The following is a 25367-nucleotide window of genomic DNA, read 5'->3' on the forward strand; positions in this document are numbered from 1 at the left end:
GCCATGGGACTTCATGTTGCACATGAGCGAGCCCATGGCTTTCTTCTTCAGGCAGGCAAGGGAGGATTCATAATATGCAAGCATCATCACAACGCGTCAAACTGCAAGAGTTGGTCGAATGGGCAGAGCAATTGGCAGAGGCTCGCGGGCCTTATTACACCGACGGCGCGCATCTCGCTCTGATAGACATGATTGACGAGGCGCGGAAGGCTCTGGAGGGGGCCGAGAAACCCTTCGTCCGCAGTCGCGAATTCCTCGCGCCGCGAGATGAAGAAGCGATCCTCTTCGCGACGAGGCGCTACACGATGACGCCTTCTTATCTGCCCGAGGGGCAGGTGCATCATGAGTATGGATTGGAGCCGGCGCTTCAGTGGTTCGAGAAGCAGGATATGATGCATGGAGGCGCAGAGAGGTTGCGAGATCGAGCTCATGCGGCTATCGGCCAAGCGGAGACGGCCTTGCAAGCGGCGACATGGGGCGAGGAAGTCGGCAGCTTTGACAAGGCGGCAGGAACGAGGCTTGAGCATGCGGTGGAGCACGCGAAGGAAGCTCTGTCCGCTCATGCTTCTGCAAAGGTTGCCGGCGAGCCTCTGGCGCTGGCCGTCGTACAATGCCTGAATCGATATCGGGAATTCAGGCATTCACGCAGGCTCCGTCGCAATGATGAGTCAAGCGCTAATTTGTATCTTTCGCAGGAAGGGATGGAGCGGCTCAAGGAAACCGTTCGCTGCGATGCCGCGCTTCGCGAGCAATATGAACGCATCGTAGAGATTTCGAATCGCTACACGCTGGAGCAGATCGAGCAGGCCTCCTCGCTTATGATGACGGAAACAATCGACTACGCTCATGCGAATGAAGCGTTCTATCTCTGGAGCTCTACGGACAAGATTGTCAATTTTACGACTCCGGAAGGCGCTGCGAGCGCTTCCCTCTCGTTCATCCTGCCTTCAGCTAATAATGAGCGCGAGGGATTGGGGCATGTCTGGATTGATAATGTGCAAATTCTCTCGGCGGTCGGCGGTATTCTCCCTCTGCGGAATGGCGGCTTTGATGAAGGCGTTGATTCTCCGGCTCACTGGCAAGGCGAAGCGCTCCGAGGCTTTCCCGTGCTTCGGTGGGAGGATCGATATCCCTATTGCGGCGGAGGCGATCGTTCTACGGTCGATCGAGTCAATCCTTCCTCGCAGATCGACTTTGACTATGCGGCGGGAGATCAACGGCGATCAATCTATATCGAAAATCCGACCGCAGACGACGAAGGCGCCTGGTCGACGGCAGAGGATTTCGAAATTGCCGGCGACGCAGGCTATACGCTTACGTTCGCGGCCAAGCTCGACGGGAAGCTTCGTTCGGGGCTGAAAGCCGTGCTTCGCTTCAAGGATGAGAGAGGCGAGCTGCTAGAGGAGTTCGTCTATTCATTCAACAGAAAGTCATCCCTGCCCAATTCCTGCTTCTTGCTGACCCTGCAATGCGATGCGATCCGTTATGCCATGACGGGAGACATGCATTATGCCGACAAGACGAAGAAGGAGATTCTCTATACGCTTAACGATTTCTGCCAAGGCGCCGAGCACTGGCTGGTAACGAATGAACGTCCGCAGGGAAGCGACTCCTACGGCGCGGTTCAAGGCGGACGAGTGCTGTGCAGCGTGGCGGTCTCCTATTCGCTTATTCGCTCAGCAAACATCTTCACGGCTGAGGAGAAGAAGCGATTCTATGCGCTGATTGACTATATGCTGCGCTATATGCTTGATTTGCGGGACAGAACCGAGCTGACGATGGAAGAGGCGCAACGAGGAAGCAGCAACTGGCAGACAGACATGTGCGCAGGCACGGCCATGATCATGTTGGCGCTGGATGATTTCCCTAACCGGCTGATTTGGCTCAACAATGCGCATTGGGTGCTGGAGTCCCAATTGCGGCTTAATGTCAATGCGGATCATTCCTGGCCGGAATCGATTCGCTATCATCATGCCGCGCTTGAGCGATTCGCCGGTTATGCGAGAATTGCCCGCCATATGATGGGTGATAATTGGTTCAAGACAACGCCGCTTGGCCGAATGTTCGGATTCAGCATTCAGGTGCAAACTCCGGCTTATCGTTACTTTGACAATCGCATCGGCACACCGCCGTTCGGCGATCATGTGCTGGGCGGCGGGGGAGAGTTTGCGTGCTTCGGCATGTACGCCGGTGAAATGGAAGAAGTGGATAGGGAATTGGCGGAGCAAATGCTTGAAACCTGGCGTTTGGCGGACAAGCCGCGCAAGGGCTTTTGGGGCGAAGCGGTTGCTTTCGACAATCTGTTAACGGCTGGAGAGATGAACGGCGGCTGCAGGTTGAACCTGAAGTCGACGAACGAGCTTGCGCAAGCCGGCATCTATGTGTTCCGGAAGGGATTCGGTACCGGAGACGAGAGCTATCTCGCCATTCATTCGAGTCCGAAGCCGATTGGGCACGGCCATCTCGATCAAGGATCTTTTATTCTCTATAAGCATTCCGTCCCGATTGTGATGGACTCCGGGATCGAAGGGTATTTCGACAACAGCACCAGCTGGCATATTAGCTCTTATTCGCATGCTTGCGTGCAGTTTGCCGCGAAACGGCAAGTCACTAAGAGCAGAAGCAGTGGATTCATTAATCTGACAGCGGGAACGTTCAGTCTTGAGCGAGGCTGGGTTGACGTGCCCCGAACAAGCAAGGTTCTCTATTGCGAAATTGAAGAAGAGGTAGAGCGCATTGCGATTGAAATTAAGAATGGTGAGGGAAGCGGAAGACATATTCGAACACTCTGGCATTTGGTCGCGCCCGATTTGTATGTGATTCGCGACGAAATCGAGGGCTTTGAAGGAGATGTTCTGTTCAGCTTGCCGGTGGCAGCTCGCGATTCTTCGATTGAGGGGAATCGGGTTTACTCGGAGGGGGCGTATGGAATCGATCTGGAGACAACGTTTCTCTCTCCTGTTCGCAAGATTTGGCTGGAGAAAGGACGCGCCGCGCCGTTCTTCGAGCGCTCGTCTGACGGTTCGTGCATGCTGGATTATGTGAGAGCAACGGCGAACTCGCGTGAAGGCTTCCTGACTGTGCTACATCCGAAGCGGAGGGGGGCTTGTCCCTTGGAAGCTGAGCTTGAAGGAGAAACCTTATGGCTGACACACGAAGGAAAGCGATTCCTTTGCGAGCTGGGTCGACCATAACTTTGACAGCACAGAGCTCTTGCAGCAGTTAATTTTGACCGCAGCCGATGCGGCATTTGAAACGGAGGACGATTGGAATGAAATCCACGCGATCATCTTTTTTTGCGAAAATAATGCTCGTCACGCTGCTTGCTGCGCAGCTTTTCTCGTTTGGCGCAGGAGCGGCCTCGGCGGAGGACAACGGGGATACGTCTTCAGGCGAGACGACGAGCGAATCAACGTCGGTCACCTCGTCGGTGTATGCCAAGCTGGATACTTCGCCAACGGGCGTAACCTATTCTGACTCGCATGGCTCGGGAGCTTTGGCCTGGGACGATGACATCGAGAGCTGGCCGGATGTATGGAATTCCTCGGAGGCCTGGTCTCAGATCGATTTCGGGGACGGTAAAGAGAGAGTAGTCAAGCAAATCAGATACTATCCGCGCCCAGGCTGGACGCAACGGATGGTCAATACGAAGTTTCTGGGCTCCAATGATGGAGAGAGCTGGGATCTATTGTATGAAGTGACCGTCGATAACGGCTTGCAATGGACCACTGTTGATTTGCCTAACGAGAACGCTTATCGCTATATTCGTTTCGTCAGCCCCACGTACCAATGCTTGAACGTTGCGGAGATTGAGCTATATGGACATGGGAAAATGGTGAAATTCGATACATCGCCGACCGAGGTGACGTATGCCGATTCCAATGGCTCCGGCGCTCTGGCCTGGGACGAGGATCTCGAAAGCTGGCCGGATGTGTGGAATGCGTCGGACGCTTGGACACAAGTGGACTTCGGCCAAGGCAGGGAGAAGGTGGTCAAGAAGATTCGTTATTATCCGCGTCCGAATTGGACGCAGCGGATGGTGAACACGACGTTTCTTGGATCGAACGATGGGGAGAATTGGGATTTGCTGCATATGGTAACGACCGATAACGGCTTGCAGTGGACGACCGTCGATCTGCCGAATGAGACCGCTTACCGGTATATTCGCTTCGTCAGTCCGACCTATCAATGTCTCAACGTGGCGGAGATTGAGCTGTACGGCTATGCCTCTCTGGAGGAAGACTCGGAGGAAGCGACAGCCTCCAAGCGAGAATCGCTGGGACGTCTTCTGAGCTTCGCCAATAACGAGCTTGAGAAGACATCGGCGGGGACGGAGCCGGGTCAATATCCGCTGGCGTCGAGAGATGAATTCGTCAGCCAGATTACGGTGACGCAGCAGGTTTATGACAATGAGGCGGGTAATTGGAGCAAGGCCGTCAAAGATTTGGTGAAGGCAGGCAGCGACTTCTTTGAAAGCGCGGTCACCTCGGATACTGTGATTGACGCCAAGGCGAACAAGCTGGAATATTCCATGTATCGCGTGGAATTGGTCGATCTGGTGTGGCAGGCCAAGGCGGCGCTGCTAATCGAGCCGGAATATGTGTCGGCAGGCAGCAAGCTCGCGCTGCAGGATCAGATTGATCATGCTGAAGCAGTACTGGATGGAAGTTATTCCATTCCGTTCGTGCGAAATCGAGCTTTCCTAAAGCCGCGCCCCGATGAGGATATTCAGCGGGCCATCAAGTACAATTCTATGGTTAGCGGCTACGACAGCTCGCAATACGGTCTCAAGATCGCACTTGTCTGGTATCAGAAGCAGAATGTGATGATTGATCTGGACGGCAAGGCGAGCTACATTCTCTCGGTTGCTCAGGAGCTGCTGAACAGGGCGACGCCGGGCGAGGAGGTTGGACAATATCCAGCGGACCGAATTGGCGCCGTCGCCAGCGCAATCTCGCAGGCGCAGACGGCAATCGAAGCCGGCGCTCGCAGACCAATTGCGCTTGCTCTTGTTCAACTGCTCGATGCAGAGAAGGAGCTGAGGGAAAGCGTTGTTCTGCGAAGCTCCGTCGAGCCGCTGTCGAATATGTATTTCACGGCGGAAGAGATCGAAAGCTTGAAGGACAAGGTGGAATCGATTCCGGCCTTGCAGGAGCAATTCGATACGGTCAAGCAATATTCGGATGACATGACGCTAGAAGAAATCGAGGATCTGGATCAGCTATTGGTAGAAAATCCGGATTATGAAGCCTTGAATCAGAACTATTGGATGTGGAGCGGTATTAGCAATCAGAACTTTACGGCTCCGGCAGGAGCGGTGTCAGCAAGCTTGCGCGTCACCCTTCCGGCTGCGAGCAACGAGAGCGACGGACCGCTTGGTCACGTCTGGTTCGATAATGTGAAGATCGTTCCTTCCAGCACTGCCGGCACGGTCGATATCTCGAATGCGAGCTTTGAGTCGGGCACGACAACGCCGGACAATTGGGAGGGGGTCGCTGAGCAAGGATCGCCTGTCATGAGCTGGGAGAGCCGGACGAATTACGCGAGCGACGGACAGAAGTCAGTGTATATCGAGAATCCCACAGCCTCCGATCAAGGCTCATGGGTATACAATCAGCCTATTGCCATAACGGGAGGCGCTGATTATACACTTTCCTATTCGGTGAAGCTTGACGGCGTCGTCGCAAGCGGAGTTCAGGTTATTCTGACCTTCAAGGATGCAAACGACAGCGTGATCAGCGAATACACCTCGCAGACCGATCGCAAATCGAGTCTGATTCTGAATTTCGGATTAACGATGCAGACGGATGCGATTGTCTATGCGGTAACCGGTGATATTTCCTACGCGGAGAAGGCCAAATACCGGATTCTATGGACGCTGAACGATTTCCTGCAGGGCACGGAAACCTGGTACGCGTACAATCAGCGGCCTTACGGCATCGACGCGTACGGTGCGGTGCAGGGAGGACGCATCGCGGCCTCCGTCGCCTCGGCGTATACGCTGATTAAGGATGCCGGCGTGTTCTCGGCCGAGGAATATCAGACGCTGATCGACAGGCTTGAATATATGCTTCCTTATCTGAGCGACTTGAGAGATCGCTCGGAGATGAGCCTCTACGATGCGCAAGCGAACACCAGCAACTGGCAGACCGATATGTCGGCGGGTTCCTCCATGCTGGCGATGGCGTTCCCGGAGCTGCCTCACGCCATTACCTGGCTGAATAACGGCAAGCAGCTTCTGGCTGGACAGCTTGAGTATATGCTCAATGATTCGGGAAGCTGGCCGGAATCGATTCGGTATATGATCTCGGCGGAGCAGCGCTTCTCCAGCTATGCCAAGGCGCTGCGCAATTCAACCGGCGAGGATTGGTTCAAATCGACGAAGCTCGGCAAGATGTTCCAATATAATCTCGATGTTCAGACGCCTCCTTACGAGTATTTCGATAACAAAATCGGAACGCCGGATATTGGGGATCATTTCTTGACCGGGGGAGGAGATTTCTCCTACTTCGGCATCTATTACAATGAAGTTGCGCAGCAGAATCCCGAGTTGGGCGCGCAAATGTATGAAACATGGGTGCGAGCGGGCAAGCCGATATCGGGCTTCAACGGCGAGGCTGTCGCGCTGGAGCATTTCTTCGCGCCAGGCGCCTTCGACAATCCGAACAATGTGAGGATTGATCTGCAATCATCGGATACGTACAAGGATGTTGGTCTCTACTTGTTCCGCAACAACTTCAAACGAGACAACGAGAGTTACCTTGCCTTCGTTGCCAATGAGACGGCGCTGGGGCACGGCCATTTCGATCAGGGCTCCTTCATTCTTTACGCCAACAGCGTTCCGCTGGTGATGGACCCGAGCATCGAGGGCTACTTCGACAGCAGCAAAAACTGGTATGTGGGCTCTTCCTCGCACAGCACGGTTCAATTCAAGAATGGAACCGGGTACAGCAATACCCCGACGACAAGCGTGCCAGGCGAATTCAGCGCCGGACCGCGACTCGACAAGGTGAGCACCACCGTTAGCAACGGCGGAGGCGCGGGCACGCAGAAGAGAACGATGCTGTATGTGAAGAACGGCATTAACGCCTATATTGTCTGGGATCAAATCGCCGGCGCGACCGACGGCACGATCTTCAATCTTCCGATAGCGGCTGTCGGAACGACAATTGAAGGCAACAAGGCGGAATCCGTGGGCCATTACGATATGGATCTGGAATCAACCTTCCTGCTTCCGGAAAGCGCAGAGATTACCCAGGAATGGGGACGCAGCACGCCGCTCACTCCTCTCGTCGACGGAGCGCAGCAACTGAACTATGTGCGCGTGAAGGCGGGAACGAACGAAAACTTCCTTACCGTGCTCTATCCGAAGGAGAAGGGACAGGAGGGCTTGCAAACGGAGCAGCTTGCCTCCGCATCAGCTGACGTCGATTTGTTCAGGCTTGCGACGGAGGACGGCAAGTGGATCGTCGCTGCAGCCAACAAAGGAGCGTCGGAGCAAGCTGTAACGGTGGATGCCGGCGAATCGCTTATTAATGTTCAGAGCGGCGAAAGCTACAGCGCTGACAATGAGGGAATCGTTGCGCTTTCCGTTCCTGCCGGTGAGTTGCTTGTTCTGAAGCCTGCTTCGCTGCCGGATGGCGCTCCTGCCTCGATCGAGATTAACGGAGCCGCTTCGCTTGATCTTACGACTGTCGGACAAGTTAACGCCAATTATCAGGCCGCGGTCATTGACACGTATAACGATGCGATTTCCGGCGAAACGGTATCCTGGTCGCTGGAAGGAAATCCGACGGGCGCGAGTATAAGCAGTAATGGAATTCTTACGGTAACGGCTTCGCAGATAACGACTTCGACGCTGGTTGTGCAAGCGACTAGCGGGGATTTGACGGAGTCCTATTCGGTGGCCTTGTCGTTGCCGAATTCGGGTAATCCGAATACGGGTTCGCCCCCGGTCAATAACGGCTCGAGCAACGATACCGATTCAAGCGTGAATGTTGATAAGGGAGAAGGCGTGCTGTCGATTTCGAAGCTGCCCGTCAAGGATGGAGCAGCAAGGGCGTCCGTGTCGCTGGACGAAGTGAAGCAGGTATTGGCCTCGGCGGACAAGAGAATTACGCTGAAGCTTGAGTATGACGGCGATTCTCCGGAGATTCGACTGGAGCTTCCTGCCGAAGCGGGGGCGTTTGTCGCCAAAGCAGGCGCGGGGCTGCGTGTGGAGAGCGGCATGGCATCTATTCAGATTGATTCCGACTTGCTGGCTGAATGGACGAACGATGGCACTGGAATCCTGACATTATCGCTTCGTCTCGTCGATACCGATACGCTAAGCCTTGCCCTTCGAGGAAAGCTTGGCTCTCATCCGCTTGTCGAGATTGCCGCGCTGCTGGATGGCGTTGCCTTGCCGCTGCCGAAAAGCAGCAAATCGTTAATAATTGAGCTTCCCTACCAAGCGAGCGCGACAGAGCGCGCCCATCAGCTTGTCGTCTATGAAGTGGAGGGCAATCAGGCAAGAGTTATCGCGAACGGAATGTACGATTCCGCAAGCGGAATCGCGCATGTCAAGCCAGGCCGTCTGGGTACTTTTGGACTCGGCTATGTTGAAGTGAATTTTGCCGATCTGGGTCATGCGCTCTGGGCCGAAGAAGGCATTGAAGCGCTGGCGGCCCGCGGCATTACGACGGGCAGAACCGCAGCGCAATTCGATCCGTCGGGCGAAGTGACCCGCGCCGAATTTGCCGCGCTGCTGACGAGGGCGCTCGGGCTGACTGCTACGGGCGACGCGTCCTCCCGCTTCTCGGATGTTCCAGCCGGAGGCTGGGCGGATCATGCGATAGCCGCCGCTTACGAGGCGGGAATTGTGAACGGAAGAGAGGATGGCACATTCGGAACCGGAGATTCCGTTACGCGTGAGGATATGGCCTTGATGCTGCATCGCGCCTTGGGTCTGAGCGACTCGAATGCTTCCTCCGCGTTCGTTGATGAGGAGGAAATTTCCGGCTATGCGCGCGACGCTGTAGCGAGCTTGCAGGATTCAGGCTTGATTCAGGGTTCGCCTGACGGCACATTCAAGCCGAAGTCGCATGCCTCGCGCGCGGAAGCCGCGCTTATCCTATACCGTATGTTGAAGTTTTAACAGAATCCGTTAAGAAGACGGCGGGCAGGAAGCAACTTTCCTGCCCGTCTTTAATTCCCGACAGAGCATGCACCTGTAATAACAGCCATAATGAAGTTTGACAGAATCTATGATCCAGGAAGTGAGAAGTATGAAGCAAGTCATTAAAGTTCATGAAGGAGGGCTGCATGTCGTCATCGAGGTAGACGGCAGCGGCGACGTTCGACTTCTTCATATGTCCGTTCTCCCGTTCGATGAAGCCTTCGTAGGCGGGGATGAACAAGCGGCCAAGTTTAGATTAATCGAGGTGCAGCTTGCCGGAGAGAACAAAGCTGCCCATCATGGCTCCAAGCATATTGAAACCTTGCCCGGCAAACGTTTGCTGTATCGTGAGCATACACGCGTTAAGAATGAAGAGGGGACGTTGCTGTCTATTCGTATGGAAGATCCTGCTACCGGATTGCTGGCTGCGGTTCATATGCAATTCCACACGCAATTTCCCATTGTTAAAGCGCATACGACTTTGACCAACACAGGAACGCTTCCGATCGGGGTGGAATATGTTTCGACGTTTGCATTGAACGGGCTTGCCAAAGAAGGAAGCGGCAGTTGGGGAGAGAAGATGCGCCTGCATATTCCGCATCATTCCTGGTACGGCGAAATGCAGTGGCGATCCTGCTCGCTGCCTCAGCTCGGCCTGACGCCAGTCAACCGGTTTACGTTGAAGCGCATAACGGCGACCAGCAATGGAACGTGGTCCAGCGCGGAGTATTTGCCCATGGGTTGCCTGGAGAACGAACAAACGGGCACATCGTTGTATTGGCAAATCGAGCACAATGGATCCTGGCACTGGGAGATCGGCGACCATTATCATCGCTTGAATGACGATGCTTCGACAGACGAAGGCCATCTGTATCTCAGAGTCGGAGGTCCGACCGAGCAAGAGAACCACTGGTTCAAGCAATTGCTTCCGGGAGATTCGTTCGAAGCGGTTCCGGCTGCAATCGGGTCTGTATTCGGAGGCCTTGAAGAGGCTGCCAAGGAGCTGACCAAATATCGGCGAATCATCGTTCGTTCCCACTGGGATTTGAAGAGCAAGCCGGTCATCTTCAACGACTTCATGAATTGCTTGTTCGGCGACCCTACAACAGACAAAATCTTGCCGTTAGTCGACGCCGCGGCTGCTGCGGGCTGCGAAATCTATTGCATCGACGCAGGATGGTACGCCGACGGAGAGTGGTGGGACGGCGTTGGGGAGTGGCTGCCGTCTGAGGCTCGCTTCCCGGGCGGCATTGAAGAGGTGCTGGGCCGGATTCGCGAGCGGGGAATGATACCGGGACTGTGGCTTGAATTGGAGGTCATGGGTATTCAATGTCCGTTGGCGGAGTCGGTTCCCGACGAATGGTTTTTCATGCGGCATGGCAAACGAGTAATCGACAACGGACGTTACCAGTTGGATTATCGGCACCCGGATGTGCGAGCGCACGCAACGGCCGTCATTCGCCGTCTGGCGGAGGATTATGGCGTCGGTTATATCAAGATGGATTACAATATCAATATTGGAATAGGAACGGAGAGGGAAGCAGACAGCTTCGGAGAGGGTCTCCTGCAGCATAATCGGGCGTATCTGGCATGGCTGGACGAAATCATGATTGCGTATCCGAATCTCGTTATCGAGCATTGCAGCAGCGGGGGAATGCGTCTTGACTACGCCATGCTTCGCAGACATCCCGTCGCTTCAATAAGCGATCAGACTGACGCCCGCAAGATGGCCGTTATTGCCGCAGCTTCGCCGACCGCATTGCTGCCCGAGCAAGCGGCCGTCTGGTCGTATCCGTTGCTGGAAGGAGATGAAGAAGAAACGATCTTCAACATGACGAACGCCATGCTGTTGCGCATTCATCAGAGCGGCCATCTGGCCGCGCTGGATTCGCGAAGATTCGATCTCGTCCGCGAGGGCATTTCCTATTATCAATCCATAAGATCCAGGCTATCGGAGGCGGTGCCATTCTGGCCGCTGGGCATTCCGCGCTTTGGCGACGACTGGCTCTGCCTTGGGATGAAGGCCCGGGAATGCGCTTATGTGGCCATATGGAGATTGGACGGTGCAGATGAGCAGATAATTCCGCTCCGGAATCTTCCAGGGGGCATTATTGATGTTCGATGTGCTTATCCGTTCATGGACAGCATGATTTCCTGGAAGCTCGAGCTGTCGACGGGAATGCTTCGAATCAAGCTGCCGCGACCAGCTATGGCCCGTTTGTTGGAAATCACGTACGCATAAAGCGCAGCATATGAAATTAGATTAGCGGGAGGAATTTAGAATGAGAGACGGGGATGCGTTTTTAAGCCATTTGTATACACAGGCAAGTGAGGATCATTTGCGCAATCGCAGGTCTTCTTCGAATGAAGAACGCCGGGAGGCATTAAGGAGGGCCCTTCAGCAAACTTTGGACGAATTCGAGCGTAATGAACAAGTTGAGGCTTCAAGGCTGGAGGAAAAGCGCGCATACGGTGATTATACCAGAGAGAGAGTCCAGCTGGGCGCAGTTGCGGGGCTAAGCTTCCCGGCCTATATTCTTCGACCGGTCGGCGCTAGCGCTTCGGAGCGACTTCCCGCGGTCATCGCCGTTCATGGTCACGGATATGGCAGCCGGCAGATTTGCGGAATGAAGGAGGACGGTGAGGAGGATACGGGATCCGGGGATATCTACCGTCATTTCGCGCTGCAGTTGGTTCGTCGAGGCTTTGTCGTTATTGCCCCGGATGTAATCGGCTTCGGCGAACGCAGACTCCAGGCTGACCTGGATGAGAACCCGAATGCGCCAAGCTCCTGTTATCGCTTGTCCACCGAGCTGTTGCTGCACGGGAAGACGCTCGCCGGCCTGCGCGTTGCCGAAATGCTCGGCGTATTCGACTATGCGGCAGCTTTGCCGGACATTGATGCGGAGCGAATCGGTATCGTAGGATTCTCCGGAGGCTCGCTTATTGCTTATATGGCTGCCGCGCTGGAGCGGCGGATTAAAGCTGCGGTGCTGATCGGATTTCCGAACACGTTCAAGGACAGCATCTTGTCGGTTTTTCATTGCATATGCAATTATGTACCGGGACTTCTGTCCGCCGCTGAATTGCCCGAGCTCATGGGCCTGATTGCTCCGCGGCCTTTGTTTCTTGAATCAGGAGAGAGGGATCCCATCTTCCCAGCGAAAGGCTTCAGGCAAGCGGTTCAAGAACTTCAGGAGATCTATCGCGGCGAAGGAGCGGAGAATAGTTTGGGATGGGATCTATTTCCTGGCGAACATGAGGTTAGCGGCCGGTTCTCCTTTGATTGGCTTGTCAAGGAGCTTGCGATTACGAAGAATCATTCTTAATCTGCGCTGGCAATTGCAGAGTTATATACTTGGAGAAGAGGTGACGGCTATGACGAGATGTCCATTCTGTCCAGTATATTGTCTCTTTCGTTGCCTGTGGCGCAGAAGGGCTGAGACTATAATGAACATATCAGACGGATGGAAGGAGAGGCATATTCATTATGATAGCCATTGCAAAGCATTGGGAGAATCCGGGCATTCTTCATCTGAACAGAGAGAAACCCCGGTCGCATTTTATTCCATTCTCGGATTCGGAATCGGCGGCGAGCAATAAACGCGGCAATTCCGCCTATTATCAAGCCTTGAACGGGGCTTGGAAATTTCAATACTACAAAAGCATAAATGAGGTGAAGGAGGAGTTTTATCGGGACGCATTTGACATGGACGACTGGTCATCCATTCAGGTGCCTTCCTCTTGGCAGACGAACGGCTTTGATCAAATGCAGTACGTTAATTATTATTATCCCATTCCCTGCGACCCGCCCCATGTGCCTGATGACAATCCCGCCGGTTTGTATGTGAGGGATTTCGAATTGCCGGCGGCATGGAGCGAGAAACAAACCTATGCCGTGTTCGAAGGCGTCAATTCTTGCTTCTATCTTTGGATTAACGGCGCGTTTGTCGGATATAGTCAGGGCAGCCGCATGCCGGCCGAGTTTCAAATCGCTCCGTATCTCCGCGAGGGAATAAATCGAATCGCGGTGCTGGTTTTGAAGTGGTGCGACGGAACGTATCTGGAGGATCAGGATATGTGGCGCTTCTCGGGCATTTTCCGCGATGTTTATTTGCTCGCTCGGGAGAAAAATCATATTCGCGATGTCTTTAACCGGATTGAATTCAATGAGGGACTGAGAGAAGCCGCGCTCTATTCCGAGATTGAGACAAGCGGCTCCCTGATGCAGGTGAGAGCGGAGCTGCGGCAGCCTGACGGCCAATTGATTGCGGAGACAACGGCTATTGCTGACGGGAAATGTGAGCTTGAGATGAAGGTTGAACGACCGAGATTGTGGAGCGCGGAGGAACCGTATCTCTACGAGCTGTATGTGTACGCCGATCGGGAAGTGCTGCGGTTTGAGGTCGGCTTTCGGAAAATTTCCGTGGATGAGGGGATATTCCGAATTAACGAAAAGCCGGTCAAGCTGAGAGGCGTCAATCGGCATGACTTTCATCCGGAGCTCGGAGCTGTCGTTCCGCTTCAGCAAATGATTGAGGAATTAAAAATTATGAAACGCCATAATATTAATGCCATTCGCACCTCTCACTATCCGAATGATCCGAGGTTTCTGGAGCTTTGCAATCAATACGGATTTTATATCGTGAACGAGGCGGATCTGGAATGCCACGGCTTGGCGCACGGGAATGGAGCCGATGGCGATTTCACAGATCGAGGCATTCAGTTGCTCGGCGCCGATCCTTTATGGCGAGAGGCATTCATAGATCGCGCCGTTCGATTGGTTGAAAGGGACAAGAATCATCCAAGCGTGGTGATGTGGTCGATGGGGAATGAAGCGGGTTGTGCGGAGAACCACATTGCAATGGCGGAATGGACAAGAGCTCGAGACGCATCGAGGCCGGTTCATTATGAAGGCGCTAGCATGCACAAGGACAGGCAACTGGCTTGTCTGGATGTGGAAAGCAAAATGTATGCCGGAGTAGAAGCGCTGGAAGCCTACGCGCAGGATGAAAGCAATTGCAAGCCTTTATTTCTATGCGAATTCAGCCATGCCATGGGGAATAGCTCAGGGGATTTGCAAGATTACTGGGATGTAATGAATAAGTATCCGAAGCTGATGGGAGGATGTGTATGGGAGTGGCGCGAGCACGGCGCGTTAGCCACTGCGGAAGACGGAACCGCTTATTATGCCTATGGAGGCGATTTCGGCGAGTACCCTCATGACAGCAATTCCTGTATAGATGGATTGGTTGATCCGGAGCTTAATCCGCGCAGCGGATTATTGGAGTTGAAGCAGGTGCTGGCGCCTATTCAATTGCAGGCGATTAATCTGGAGCGCGGAGAGATAAGCGTGGCGAATCTCTATGATTTTAGAGACTTATCTCATGTCAGCCTGTTCTGGAAGGTGGAGAAGAACGGTCAATTGGTCGAGCAAGGGAGGATTCCAGAGCTCTCCGTACCGGCTGGCGAGAGCTGCCGACTGACATTGCCGTACGCCGCGCCGCCTTCCAGAGCCGAGGAATATCTGTTGACGATTTCTATGCGCTTGAATAAGGAGATGGACTGGGGAGAGCTTGGTCATGAGGTGGCATTTGCTCAGTTTTGTCTGCAAGAGGCGGAGTACGATTGGAATACTGTTGCAAGCGCCAAGCCTGTACGCGAGTTAAAGCTTTCCCATAACGAGGACGTCCTGACCATTAGCGGGCATAACTTCAACTATGAATTTCAGCCTTCTCTCGGCGCCTTTCGGTCGATATCTTATCATGGCGTGGAGCTGTTGGCTGAACCAACGGCTTTGCGGATTTGGCGAGCGCCCGTAGATAATGACAAACCCGTTATTCGGAAGTGGAAGGATCAAGGCTACGATCGGGTTTTGACGAAAATTCATCATTGCGAGTGGGAGCAGACCAAGGCCGGAGGCCTGTCCATCCGGGTTCAATATTCGCTGGCTGCTGTGAGCAGATTCCCGGTTGTGCGGGGCGAGCTGTTCTGGGATGTGGATGCCCATGGCTCCATTACGATGCGAACGGAAGCGGAAGTGAAGGAGGAGTTCGCTTATCTGCCTCGCTTCGGTCTATGCGTGGTCATGCCCAAGGGCTATGGCGAGGTGGAATACTATGGCTACGGTCCGCGGGAATGTTACCTTGATAAGCGTCAATATGCGCGTAAAGCCAGGTACCAACAAAAGGTAGAGGATATGTTCGAAAATTATGTGGTGCCGCAGGAGAATGGCTCTCGGGTGGGAACGAGCTGGGCAATTGTCTCCAATCTTCAAGGCATGGGGCTTCAATTCCTTGCGAAGAACTCGTTTTCTCTGAATGCTTCTCGCTTTACGCCGCATGATCTCGAGGCTGCCTCGCATGCTTGCCGATTGAAGCCTCGAGATGAAACGGTTGTTTATCTGGATTACAAAATGAGCGGCGTTGGCTCGGGCTCGGTCGGTCCGGAGCTGGCTCCCCCTTATCGGATGTCGGACAAGACGTTTGTCTATGAACTGACTATGCGGCCGATTGGCAAAGAGGATGAGTAATCGAAAAACAGGAGGAACGGAATATGAAGGTGCAATTTCAAGGAGAAGCGTCAAAGCTTAATCATATCTGGTCGGTCTGCGTAGGAGCCGGCCGCGCGAATGAAGGGCTTCGCGTCGACTGGCAGCGGCATCTGAGGGACGCTGTACATGCCTGCGGCTTCAAGTATTTGCGATTTCATGGGCTTCTGCATGACGATATGCATGTATTCAAGCTCGTGGACGGTCAAGCTGTATACAATTTTCAATATGTGGATGTATTATTCGATTCGATGCTTGAGAACGGGATAAAGCCCTTTGTCGAATTTGGGTTTATGCCGTATGATCTGGCTTCGACCGACAGCACGCAATTTTGGTGGAAGGGCAATATTTCGCCGCCGAAGCAGTACGAGAAATGGGCGGAGCTTATTCAACGCTGCGTCACGCACTGGATTGAACGATATGGACAGGAAGAGGTCAGAACCTGGTTCTTCGAAATTTGGAACGAGCCGAATCTTAGGCCGTTCTGGGACGGAACCAAGACGGATTATTTCAAGCTTTACGAGATTTCGGCGCACACGATTAAAGCGATAGATCGTCATCTTCGCGTCGGAGGACCCGCAACAAGCAATTTCGTGCCGGATTCCAGGTTTGATGGCGAGAAGGAGGATGTGAACGCTCATCTTACCTTCCAGACGGATGATTTGAACACATTGAGCTGGAAGGGCGTATGGATTGAAGATTTTCTTCAATTCTGCGAAAAGGAAGGGCTGCCTGTCGACTTTATCTCGACTCATCCTTATCCGACGGATTTCGCCTTGGACGGACATGGGCAAACGAGCGGACGCTCCCGCTGCAAAGACGCAACGCTGGATGATGTGTTATGGCTGCGCAAGGTGGTTGACGCCAGCGCCTATCCGAATGCCGAAATCCATCTGACCGAATGGAGCAGCAGTCCGTCCTCCAGGGATTACAGTCATGATTATCTGCCTGCGGCAGCCTATGTGGTCAGGACGAATCTTGCAGTCTCGAGGTATGTTGATTCCTTGTCCTACTGGGTATTTACCGATGTATTCGAGGAGGTGGGGGCGGGGCCGACCGCCTTTCATGGCGGCTTCGGGCTCATAAACCTGCAAGGCATTCATAAGCCGACCTACCATGCCTATGCCTTCTTGAATCGACTGGGCGAGGAGGAGCTTGCCCGCGAGGAAGGCATAATTGTAACTCGCACGCATGATCGAAAGCTAAGCGCGCTATTGTATCATTATCCCGAGGATTATCGGAGCACGGTCCCGATGTCGATGTACCCGGATCAAGCCATTGCCCGGGAGGCTCAGCAAGCCGGAGCGGACAAGCAATTCCAATTGCGCATGGAAGGGCTGCCCGCGCATGCGGAATATACGCTCCGGATTCTCGATCGCGAGCATGGCGTCGCGATACAGGCATGGAATGAAATGGGAATGCCGAACTCGCCGTCGAAAGAGCAAGTGCGGCAATTGTCTTCTCATGCGGATGAGCTTCGCCGCATGACCTTCGAGACGGATGCGTCAGGCGTATTGACCATTGATGTGACGTTATCGGCGTGGGCTGTTGCCATTCTGGAAGAAGCAGAGACGGTAGAGGGCTGAATAATAGGAGGATGCTGTCAACATGAATGAGAACCGTTGGTTGAATGATATATGGAGCAAGCTGGAGGTTAAAATGTCGGCGCAATGCGACCGCGTCGGCGACCGGATTCCTTACATTCCGGTGGATGGCGTCTATCAGGAGGATAAGGCAGAGACGGATATGTATTGGTGGACGAACGGTTTCTGGCCGGGGATGCTGTGGCATATGTATCATGCGACGAAGGAAGCCAAATACAAAGAGGCAGCGGAGGGCGTGGAGAGGAAGCTTGATGCCGCTCTCCAGGGCTTTGAGGGCTTGCACCATGACGTCGGCTTTATGTGGCTGCATTCATCTGTTGCCAATTACCGATTAACGGGGAATGAAGCCTCCCGTTCGCGGGGGCTTCACGCAGCCTCTCTGCTCGCAGGCAGATATAACCCTGACGGTCGTTATATTCGTGCCTGGAACGACGCTTTCATCTCATGGATGATTATCGACTGCATGATGAATATTCCACTGCTCTATTGGGCGAGCCGGGAGACGAAGGATCCGCGTTTTGCCGCGATAGCCAGAATTCACGCCGATTCCACGCTGAAGCATGCGATACGAGCGGACGGTTCCTCCAATCATATTGTTGAGCTGAACCCGAACACGGGTGAATTTGTTGCAGCGCCTGGCGGCCAAGGCTATGAAACCGGCTCGTCGTGGTCGCGCGGGCAAGCTTGGGCGTTGTATGGCTTCGCGCTTAGTTATCGACATACGGGGGATCAGAGCTATCTGAATGCCGCCAAGCAGATTGCCCATTATTTCATTGCCAATGTATCCTTAACGAACTTTGTGCCGCTTGTCGATTTTCGGGCGCCGTCAGAACCGCGCTACTGGGATTCAACCGCCGGAACCTGCGCGGCCTGCGGCCTGCTTGAGCTCGCGGAGAGTGTCCCGGAATTGGAGAAGCCGCTGTATCGTGAAGCCGCAGTACACATTCTGCAAGCCATTGACAAACGCTTCTGCAATTGGAATGAAGCCCAGGATTCTATTGTAGCGGGAGGCACGGCGGCTTATCACAGCAGGAACGGCGACTTCGGCGTTCCCATTATATACGGCGACTATTTCCTGATTGAAGCGATCATGCGTTTGCGGAATCAGCATGAGCTGCTCTGGTAATTGCTTCTTGCAATGAAGGGCGGATTCAATAGAATAATGGCGAAGTTCTAAGCACAGAAGAAACGATGAAGTCTGCCGAACAGACTTCATCGTTTTTTTTCATACAGACTTTCTGCCCAGGCTTCAGTTGAACTTGAAGGAAAGCACGGTTAAAAATTTGCACATGACCGAAAAGGAATGTACATTTACTTGTCTGGTCAATATTCATACAATGAAACTGTACTCGCAAGAACTCTTCCGGAAGAGTTGCAGTCTTTCATTACATGCTTGTTGGTTTGAAAATTAGAGGAGGGTTTCTCACTGATGAAAAAGATAAACTGGACAGTCATGCTACTTGCATGCGTCATGTTGCTTGGACTGCTGTCTGCATGCAGCAATTCATCCGGAAACGGAAATGCGAACAATCAAAATGAAAACGGAAACAAAGCGACTAATGCACAAGAAGGCACGAAGAAGGAAGATGTGACGATTACGCTGGCGACGGCGGCGGGAGATTCCTGGCTTCGCCCGATCGACAAGGAGATTATTGCCGATTTCACCAAGGAGACCGGCATTAAGGTCGATATACAGACCTATCCGGCGGATCAATATGCCGGTGTGTTGAAAACAAAGCTCGCTGCGGCAGACGCGCCCGATGTCAGCCTTGTCTGGCCCGAAGCGAATTCCGCGCAATTTCTTCCTGACGAAAACTTTCTTGACTTAAGCGGAGAAGCCTGGGTGCAGGATATGACGGAAGCCGCCAAGAGAAATGGAACCTATAACGGGAAATTGATTGGCTGGAATCCCTCCGGCGGCGACAGCGGCTGGGGCGTGATGTACAATAAAGAGATTTTCGAGAAGCTGGGGCTGAGCGCTCCGACAACGTTCGAGCAATTCATGGAGGTGAGCGCTCAAATTAAGGCAAGCGGCGTTACGCCAATCTTCGAGCCGCTGAAGGATACATGGCATTCCGGAATTTGGCTCGCGCTTTCAGGCCCGCTTGCCGACAAGAATCAATCGGGATTCTTCGAAGGGCTGAACAACAATACGGCAAAATTCGCCGACAGCCCGGTGCTGGAGACGTTCCTCGAACAATACAAACAGATGTACGACAAGGGCTATTTCGGTGATAACGCGCTTTCCAACACCTTCACGCAAGGTCTTGATTCTCTGGAAAGCGGCAAATATGCGATGTTCATGATACCGGCCACCTTCGATGTTCAGAGCGAAGCATCGGGCTCCACCTTCGATTTCAGCAAGTACGGCGCATTTCCTTCGCCATTTGGCGACAATCGCATGCTGGCTGTGTATGATGGCACGATCATTCGCACGATCTACAAAAACAGCAAGCATATCGATGCGGCAAAGCAATATCTGGCTTACATCAGCAGACCTGAGGTGCTGGAGAAGTATTACGCCAGCGTTAATTTGAACCCGGCGTTCCAAGCCTTCGAGCCGGTTCAAGCTGATATCGAGAAATCGCTGATTTCGAATTCGGACGGCACGAATAACACGGTTATGGAGGCGGGCATCAAATTCTGGGACGGCAACAGCATCGGCAATTATATCATCGAGTTGCTGCTCGGTCAGAAGAGCGCCAAGCAGGTGCTAGAGGCGATCGACAAGGATCGGATCAAGCTGTTCGAAGCGCAGGAAAATTAGAAGAGGGCGATTGAAATGAGATGGTTTATGCCCGCGTTGGCTAGAGCAACAGCAGCAGCGGGCATTTTCCATAGGTTAAGGAGAAGGATGCACCATGAAGGATAACAAGATCGAGAAGAGAATGTATCCCCAATATTTAATTATACCGGCGGCCATTATTTATGTTGTTTTTTTCCTGGGGCCCAATCTTACCAGCTTCTATTATTCCTTTACGAATTGGAACGCCTATTCGCAGACTATGAAATTTATTGGGCTGGATCATTTCAGAGAAATATTCAGCAGCTCGTCGGGCGACTTGCCGGTCATGATTCATACCCTTATTTTCACAGTCTATACGACGGTGTTGAAAATTGTGTTCGGGTTATTTCTGGCGCTGCTGCTTAATGAAAAGATACGAACGAAAACGGCCTTACGAGCTATTTTTTATATGCCGATTACGCTGCCTATCGTCTTGCTGGGCATTATGTTCTCGCAAATATACAGCCCGGAGGGCTTGATAAACGCCATTTTGAACGGTATCGGCCTGAGTGACCTGACGCATGCCTGGATTGCAGATCCGGATTTGGCGATCTGGTCCATTGCGACGGTGGAGGTGTGGCGGGCCTCCGGCTTTGCCATGGCGATCTTTCTCGCCGCGCTTCAAATGATTCCCAAAGAAATCTATGAAGCGGCGGAAATTGACGGCGCAGGTCCCTTTCAGAGGCTGTTTTATATTGTTTGTCCGTATTTGTATCAGGCGTTTGTCATATGCACCTTGCTCGGCATGATCAGCGGCATGAAGGTATTTGATCTGGTGTTTGTGATTACGAACGGCGGTCCGGGACGTTCGTCCGAGGTTTTGAATGTGACCATTCTTAATGAATTCTCGAAGGGCAGCTATGGCCTTTCAACAGCAATGGGCTTAATTCTTTTCCTGGTCATTACGATCTCTTATTTTATTGTGAACAGCATTTTCAAACGATTTGAGGTTGATGTCACATGAACGGGAACCGAATCGCTGCGCGCATAGCGGAAGTGTCGCTCTGGCTATTGGCCTTGCTCATATTTGTACCGTTGTATTTCGTATTCGTCAATTCGTTAAAATCCTCGGCCGAGGTTCAGACGATGACGCTTGCTCTTCCATCCGTCTTTCATTTCGATAATTACGCGAAGGTGTTCCAGAATGGCAATATGCCGCGCGCCTTTCTCAACAGCTTTATCTATACGACTGGTGCGACGACGATTACGTGCATACTCGCCTCGCTTGCGTCCTATATTATGATTCGCAGAAGATCATTGTTGAATCGCATTCTGTTCAATTTGTTCGTTATTGGGATGATTGCTCCCATGAATATGGTGACAACATTCCATTTCATTAAATCGCTTCATCTCATCAACACCTATACCGGCTTGATTTTGTTGTATACCTCGCAGCTGATGCCCTTTACTATTTTTCTCTACAACGGCTTTATCGGCGGCATGCCAAGGGAGCTGGACGAGGCGTCTACCATTGACGGCGCCGGACCGCTAAGAAGATTTTTCTTCATCATCTTTCCGCTTCTGAAGCCGGTAACGGTGACGGCGCTTATTATTAATTTCGTGAATTGCTGGAATGATTTTATTATTCCGCTTTATCTCATTACCCAAACGAACAAATGGGGAATTGTGCTGCTGCTCTTCCAATATACCGGACAATTTTCCAATCATAATGAATTGCTGCTTGCCGGCGCAATGCTCGTCGCGGTGCCAACGCTAGTTCTTTATGCAATTGGTCAGCGTTATATTATTTCGGGCATGACATCGGGAGCGATCAAAGGATAGGGTATCAGGCTAGCGCAGAAGGAAGATCAAGCCCGCCGCTCATTTCGCGGCGGGCTTGATCTTTTGTGCGCAATGCGTTGACTCCTTCTTTATCTATGCCTGGAGCGGTATTCGGAGGGAGACATGCCTGTCTTGCTCTTGAATACCTTGCTGAAATAATGCTGATCCTCGTAGCCAGTCATTTCTCCGATGATTTTCAGCTCCAGGTCGGGATGCTCGACAATTAAGCGCTTGGCTTCATCGATGCGGATTTTGGTGACATACTTCAAGGGCGTTTCTTTTTTGTGTTTTTTAAATATTTTGCTTAAATAAGCGGAAGTGAAATTGAACTGCGCGGCAAGCTCCTCCATACTAATATCCTCGGCATAGTTCTCTCTAAGAAATTGCTCGATTTTATCGGCGATTTGCTCGGCGGGGTCGCCGCTCGCTTCGGACACAAACGCTCGTTTCAGCACTTGCAGCATGATTGTCCGCACATCGGCGTAAGTCATGCTCTCGCTGAGACCCTGCAGCAAATAAGCCTCCACTTCGTTCACGCTGATGCGGACGGCATTCGCCGATTCTTTGCGAAGCTGACGTATCCATTCGCTGAGCGAACGCTCCACCGCGCGCTGGGGCGCCTTGTCTTTCTCCCATCCCTCGCAGATTTGCCGGATCATCATGTCGATCTGATTCGGGTGTCCCACCGAGGCGTGCAGCTTGGCGGTATGAGGCATAGTGGCTTCGGGAGCCGGCGCAGCAGCTTCCTCCTGATAGAAAATCGCGGATTGTCCAATGACGACATTTCGTTCCATTCCCGCTCGAAGCGCGAGCGCATTGGACCAGATTTGTTCATGCGGGATGCCTGCCAGATCGCAGCCTATCGTCAAGGCGTAGGGCTTAACGATAGCGTTAAGCGCCTGGAGTAAACCTTCGGCAATTGTGGAGATTTCCGAGGCGCTCGCTTTGGTCTTCTCCATGGAGAGAATGAGCAGCTTCTGATTCACCGCCTTCTCGTCAATCAGCCACCAATTCCGAATCGCCGGGGGCAGGGCGGAGATGGCGGCCTCCCAGTTAATGTTCTGCCAGACGGCATGAACCCTATGCGCCGTGCGGAAGGAAGTCATGGGGTTAAGCAGACTGCCTATATTCAACAGAATCATGAAGAATGCGGAATCGTCAAAATAATTCGTATGATCGCTAATGAAATTGCCCTGCAGCTCGGATGTAATCATCTCTCTCTCGAATGCAGCGCGCTTGTCCAGAACATGGCGGGAAATCGCTTGCATAACCTTCGTCAAATCCGCCGGCTTGAGCGGCTTGAGCAGATAATCGGTAACCCCGAAGCGAACGGCCTGACGAGCGTATTCGAAATCGTCAAAGCCGCTCAGAACGACGATCGGCATGTCGGGATAACGGCTGCGAACCTCTCGAATGAGCTCAAGGCCATTCATCCTGGGCATTCGGATATCGGTAAACAGGACATCCGGCTGCAATTGCTCGATGGAGCTTAGCGCTTCTTCGCCATTGTACGCTTCGGCTACGGCCTTGAAAGAGGAAGAGGCCTCTTCAATCTTGCGAATGATATGGCGCCGAATGACGGCTTCGTCTTCGGCTACTATAAATCGAATAAAGGGATTCACTCCGGCACCTCCGCAATTTGTATTGGACCTCCGATTGTTACGCAGGCTCCGCCTGCCAGACCGTTGCTCAAATCGAAAATCAACTGATCGCCGTAAAGCATTCTCAGTCTCATATAAATGTTGACCAGGCCCATGCCGTCAATGCTCAGTTCGGGTCTATCCATTTTGGCGTCAATTTCCTGCAGCCTTTGCTTCAGAAGCGTCAGCTTGTCCTGGCTGAACCCAGGGCCATTGTCCGAGACGGTTACGATCCACTTATTCGACAGCCGCTTTCCGACAAGTCGGATCTTCCATGGCGGATCGGCGTCAAGAGCGTATTTCATGCAATTCTCGATGAGCGGCTGTATAACCAGCTTGGGAATGCGCAAGCCGTTCAAGCTATCCTGCGTGTTTAGCTGAATTTGCAGCATTTCACCATATCTTTCCTTAAGCAAATAGATGAAGTCCTCCACATGTCGCAGCTCCTCCTCGAATGCAACGGGGTGAAAGGAGCTGGAGGAAACATAGCGCAGCATGTTTGATAGTCCCATGCAATAGTTGACCGCTTCATCGTTTCGCTGTTCTTCGCACATAATGCTAAGCACAGACAAGGAATTGTAGAGAAAATGAGGGTTCATCTGCGATTGCAGCGCGATTAGCCGGGACTGCAGCTCATGGGATCGGGCGGAAATAACCTTCTCCAGAGAATCCTTTAATCGATTTCGCATATCGGAGAACGTTTGGTGGAGCTCTTCAAGCTCGTCCAGCTTCGATAAGCTGCCGATGGGCATTTGACGATCCAGCTTGTCCAGCTCCAGAATTTTGATCATCTTCTTGATTCTTCGTATCGGCGTGGACAGACTGTTCGCCACGAAATAGGAGGTGGAGAGCGCCAGCAGCAGGAAGAGCACGCCAAGCGCGATAATGTTATAGGTGAACGTATATACGGGCTGCAGCAGCAGCGATTCCGGCTCGGCGAGGAGCACCGTCCAGCCGGAAAAATCGGATTTGTTCATCGAAAGAATGGTGCGTTCGTTCGTAATCGGATTGCGAGCGATGGTATTGTCCCATTTTGTCGCCTGACCGCGATCACGATAATGCTGAATCAATTGAACGGTATCCTCGTCGGGCTGCAGCGGATAGATGATATCCCCGTTTTCGTTGTAGACATAAACATACTTGTTTTGTCTGGTGTCATCATCGGGAGCAAGAACGGCTCTTTCAATAATTTTCTGAAAAAAAGCATAGGTTTGCTCCACCTCGATGACATTATCCGGCCGCATGCCGTATATTTCGGCGAAGGCCATGCTTAGCGAGATGACGGGAGAGCCGCTCGTTTCGTCAGGCATGGTGTGAGGAGGAGAAATATATTTTTGGCCTCCTTGCTCCAGCGCCTCATGAATCCAGGATAGCTTTCGTTCCTTCTGCAGGTTGTCGTTATAGGATAAATATTGATCCCCGTATTCGAAACGAAAGCCGTCGTTTCGGTACAAATTCAGTCTGTGAAATACAGGCTGCGGGCCGTTGATGGAAAAAATAATATCGTCCAGCTTGATATTGTTTTCATATTGAACGGCGGGATCGCTCGTATAACGAAAAAAAGCTTCCTTCACAGAAGCAGACAATAAAATTTTCTGGGCAGTCGCATACATATTGTTGAGCTCAAGATTTAACGTGTCCGAAATATTCGAAGATAGCTGATTCATCGTGCGCGTCGAATCCTCGCGCAGAATGTCGGACATGTATACGGTGAACGACACCAGAAAGAAAATAATGATGAACCCGATAAGCAAGGCGTACCGAATAAAGATTTTGCCGTGAATCGATCGTAATCTGATCATCTCAGGAATACCCCATTTCAGGAAATGGAATCGCATTGTCCTATGAT

At 52.5% G+C, this 25367-nt stretch carries 12 protein-coding genes; 10 read left to right on the forward strand and 2 right to left on the reverse strand.

Annotation, left to right across the window (positions count from 1 at the left end; translation table 11 throughout):
• Positions 1-74 precede the first annotated feature (74 nt).
• The 10 genes from HFP08_RS10400 to HFP08_RS10445 all read left to right on the forward strand — a co-directional run bounded on the left by HFP08_RS10400 (position 75) and on the right by HFP08_RS10445 (position 21878).
• On the forward strand, positions 75-3194 hold the full coding sequence (locus HFP08_RS10400) for a heparinase II/III domain-containing protein (protein ID WP_168120541.1): 3120 nt from the start codon (positions 75-77) through the stop codon (positions 3192-3194).
• A gap of 77 nt (positions 3195-3271) precedes the next feature.
• Positions 3272-9136: an S-layer homology domain-containing protein gene (locus HFP08_RS10405; RefSeq protein ID WP_168120542.1), complete on the forward strand. Its 5865-nt coding sequence runs from the start codon at positions 3272-3274 to the stop codon at positions 9134-9136.
• 130 nt (positions 9137-9266) lie between these two features.
• Positions 9267-11399: a glycoside hydrolase family 36 protein gene (locus HFP08_RS10410; protein ID WP_168120543.1), complete on the forward strand. Its 2133-nt coding sequence runs from the start codon at positions 9267-9269 to the stop codon at positions 11397-11399.
• 40 nt (positions 11400-11439) lie between these two features.
• Positions 11440-12486, forward strand: a complete 1047-nt coding sequence (locus HFP08_RS10415) for a dienelactone hydrolase family protein (RefSeq protein ID WP_168120544.1) — start codon at positions 11440-11442, stop codon at positions 12484-12486.
• Positions 12487-12647: 161 nt separating this feature from the next.
• A complete protein-coding gene (locus HFP08_RS10420) occupies positions 12648-15689 on the forward strand; it encodes a glycoside hydrolase family 2 TIM barrel-domain containing protein (RefSeq protein ID WP_168120545.1) in 3042 nt (1013 codons plus the stop codon).
• Between the two features lie 23 nt (positions 15690-15712).
• Positions 15713-17293, forward strand: coding sequence for a GH39 family glycosyl hydrolase (locus HFP08_RS10425; protein WP_168120546.1), 1581 nt, complete (start codon positions 15713-15715; stop codon positions 17291-17293).
• 22 nt (positions 17294-17315) lie between these two features.
• Positions 17316-18437, forward strand: coding sequence for a glycoside hydrolase family 88 protein (locus HFP08_RS10430; RefSeq protein ID WP_168120547.1), 1122 nt, complete (start codon positions 17316-17318; stop codon positions 18435-18437).
• A gap of 303 nt (positions 18438-18740) precedes the next feature.
• The gene (locus tag HFP08_RS10435; RefSeq protein ID WP_168120548.1) at positions 18741-20078 is read left to right on the forward strand and encodes an ABC transporter substrate-binding protein; all 1338 of its coding nucleotides are present in this window, start codon (positions 18741-18743) and stop codon (positions 20076-20078) included.
• Positions 20079-20172: 94 nt separating this feature from the next.
• Complete coding sequence (locus HFP08_RS10440) at positions 20173-21060, forward strand: carbohydrate ABC transporter permease (RefSeq protein ID WP_240941272.1); 888 nt, start codon at positions 20173-20175, stop codon at positions 21058-21060.
• On the forward strand, positions 21057-21878 hold the full coding sequence (locus tag HFP08_RS10445) for a carbohydrate ABC transporter permease (RefSeq protein ID WP_168120549.1): 822 nt from the start codon (positions 21057-21059) through the stop codon (positions 21876-21878). The genes HFP08_RS10440 and HFP08_RS10445 overlap by 4 nt, the downstream gene beginning before the upstream one ends.
• Positions 21879-21967: 89 nt before the next feature.
• Here HFP08_RS10445 and HFP08_RS10450 read toward each other — a convergent pair whose 3' ends face one another.
• Entirely contained in the window at positions 21968-23500 is a 1533-nt protein-coding gene (locus HFP08_RS10450) for a response regulator (protein ID WP_168120550.1), read from the reverse strand.
• Complete coding sequence (locus HFP08_RS10455; RefSeq protein WP_168120551.1) at positions 23497-25320, reverse strand: cache domain-containing sensor histidine kinase; 1824 nt, start codon at positions 25318-25320, stop codon at positions 23497-23499. Before HFP08_RS10455 ends, HFP08_RS10450 begins: the two co-directional genes overlap by 4 nt.
• Between the last annotated feature and the right edge of the window lie 47 nt (positions 25321-25367).

The organism is Paenibacillus sp. HB172176 (assembly GCF_011947265.1).
In the GTDB taxonomy this organism is placed as follows: Bacteria; Bacillota; Bacilli; order Paenibacillales; family Paenibacillaceae; genus Pristimantibacillus.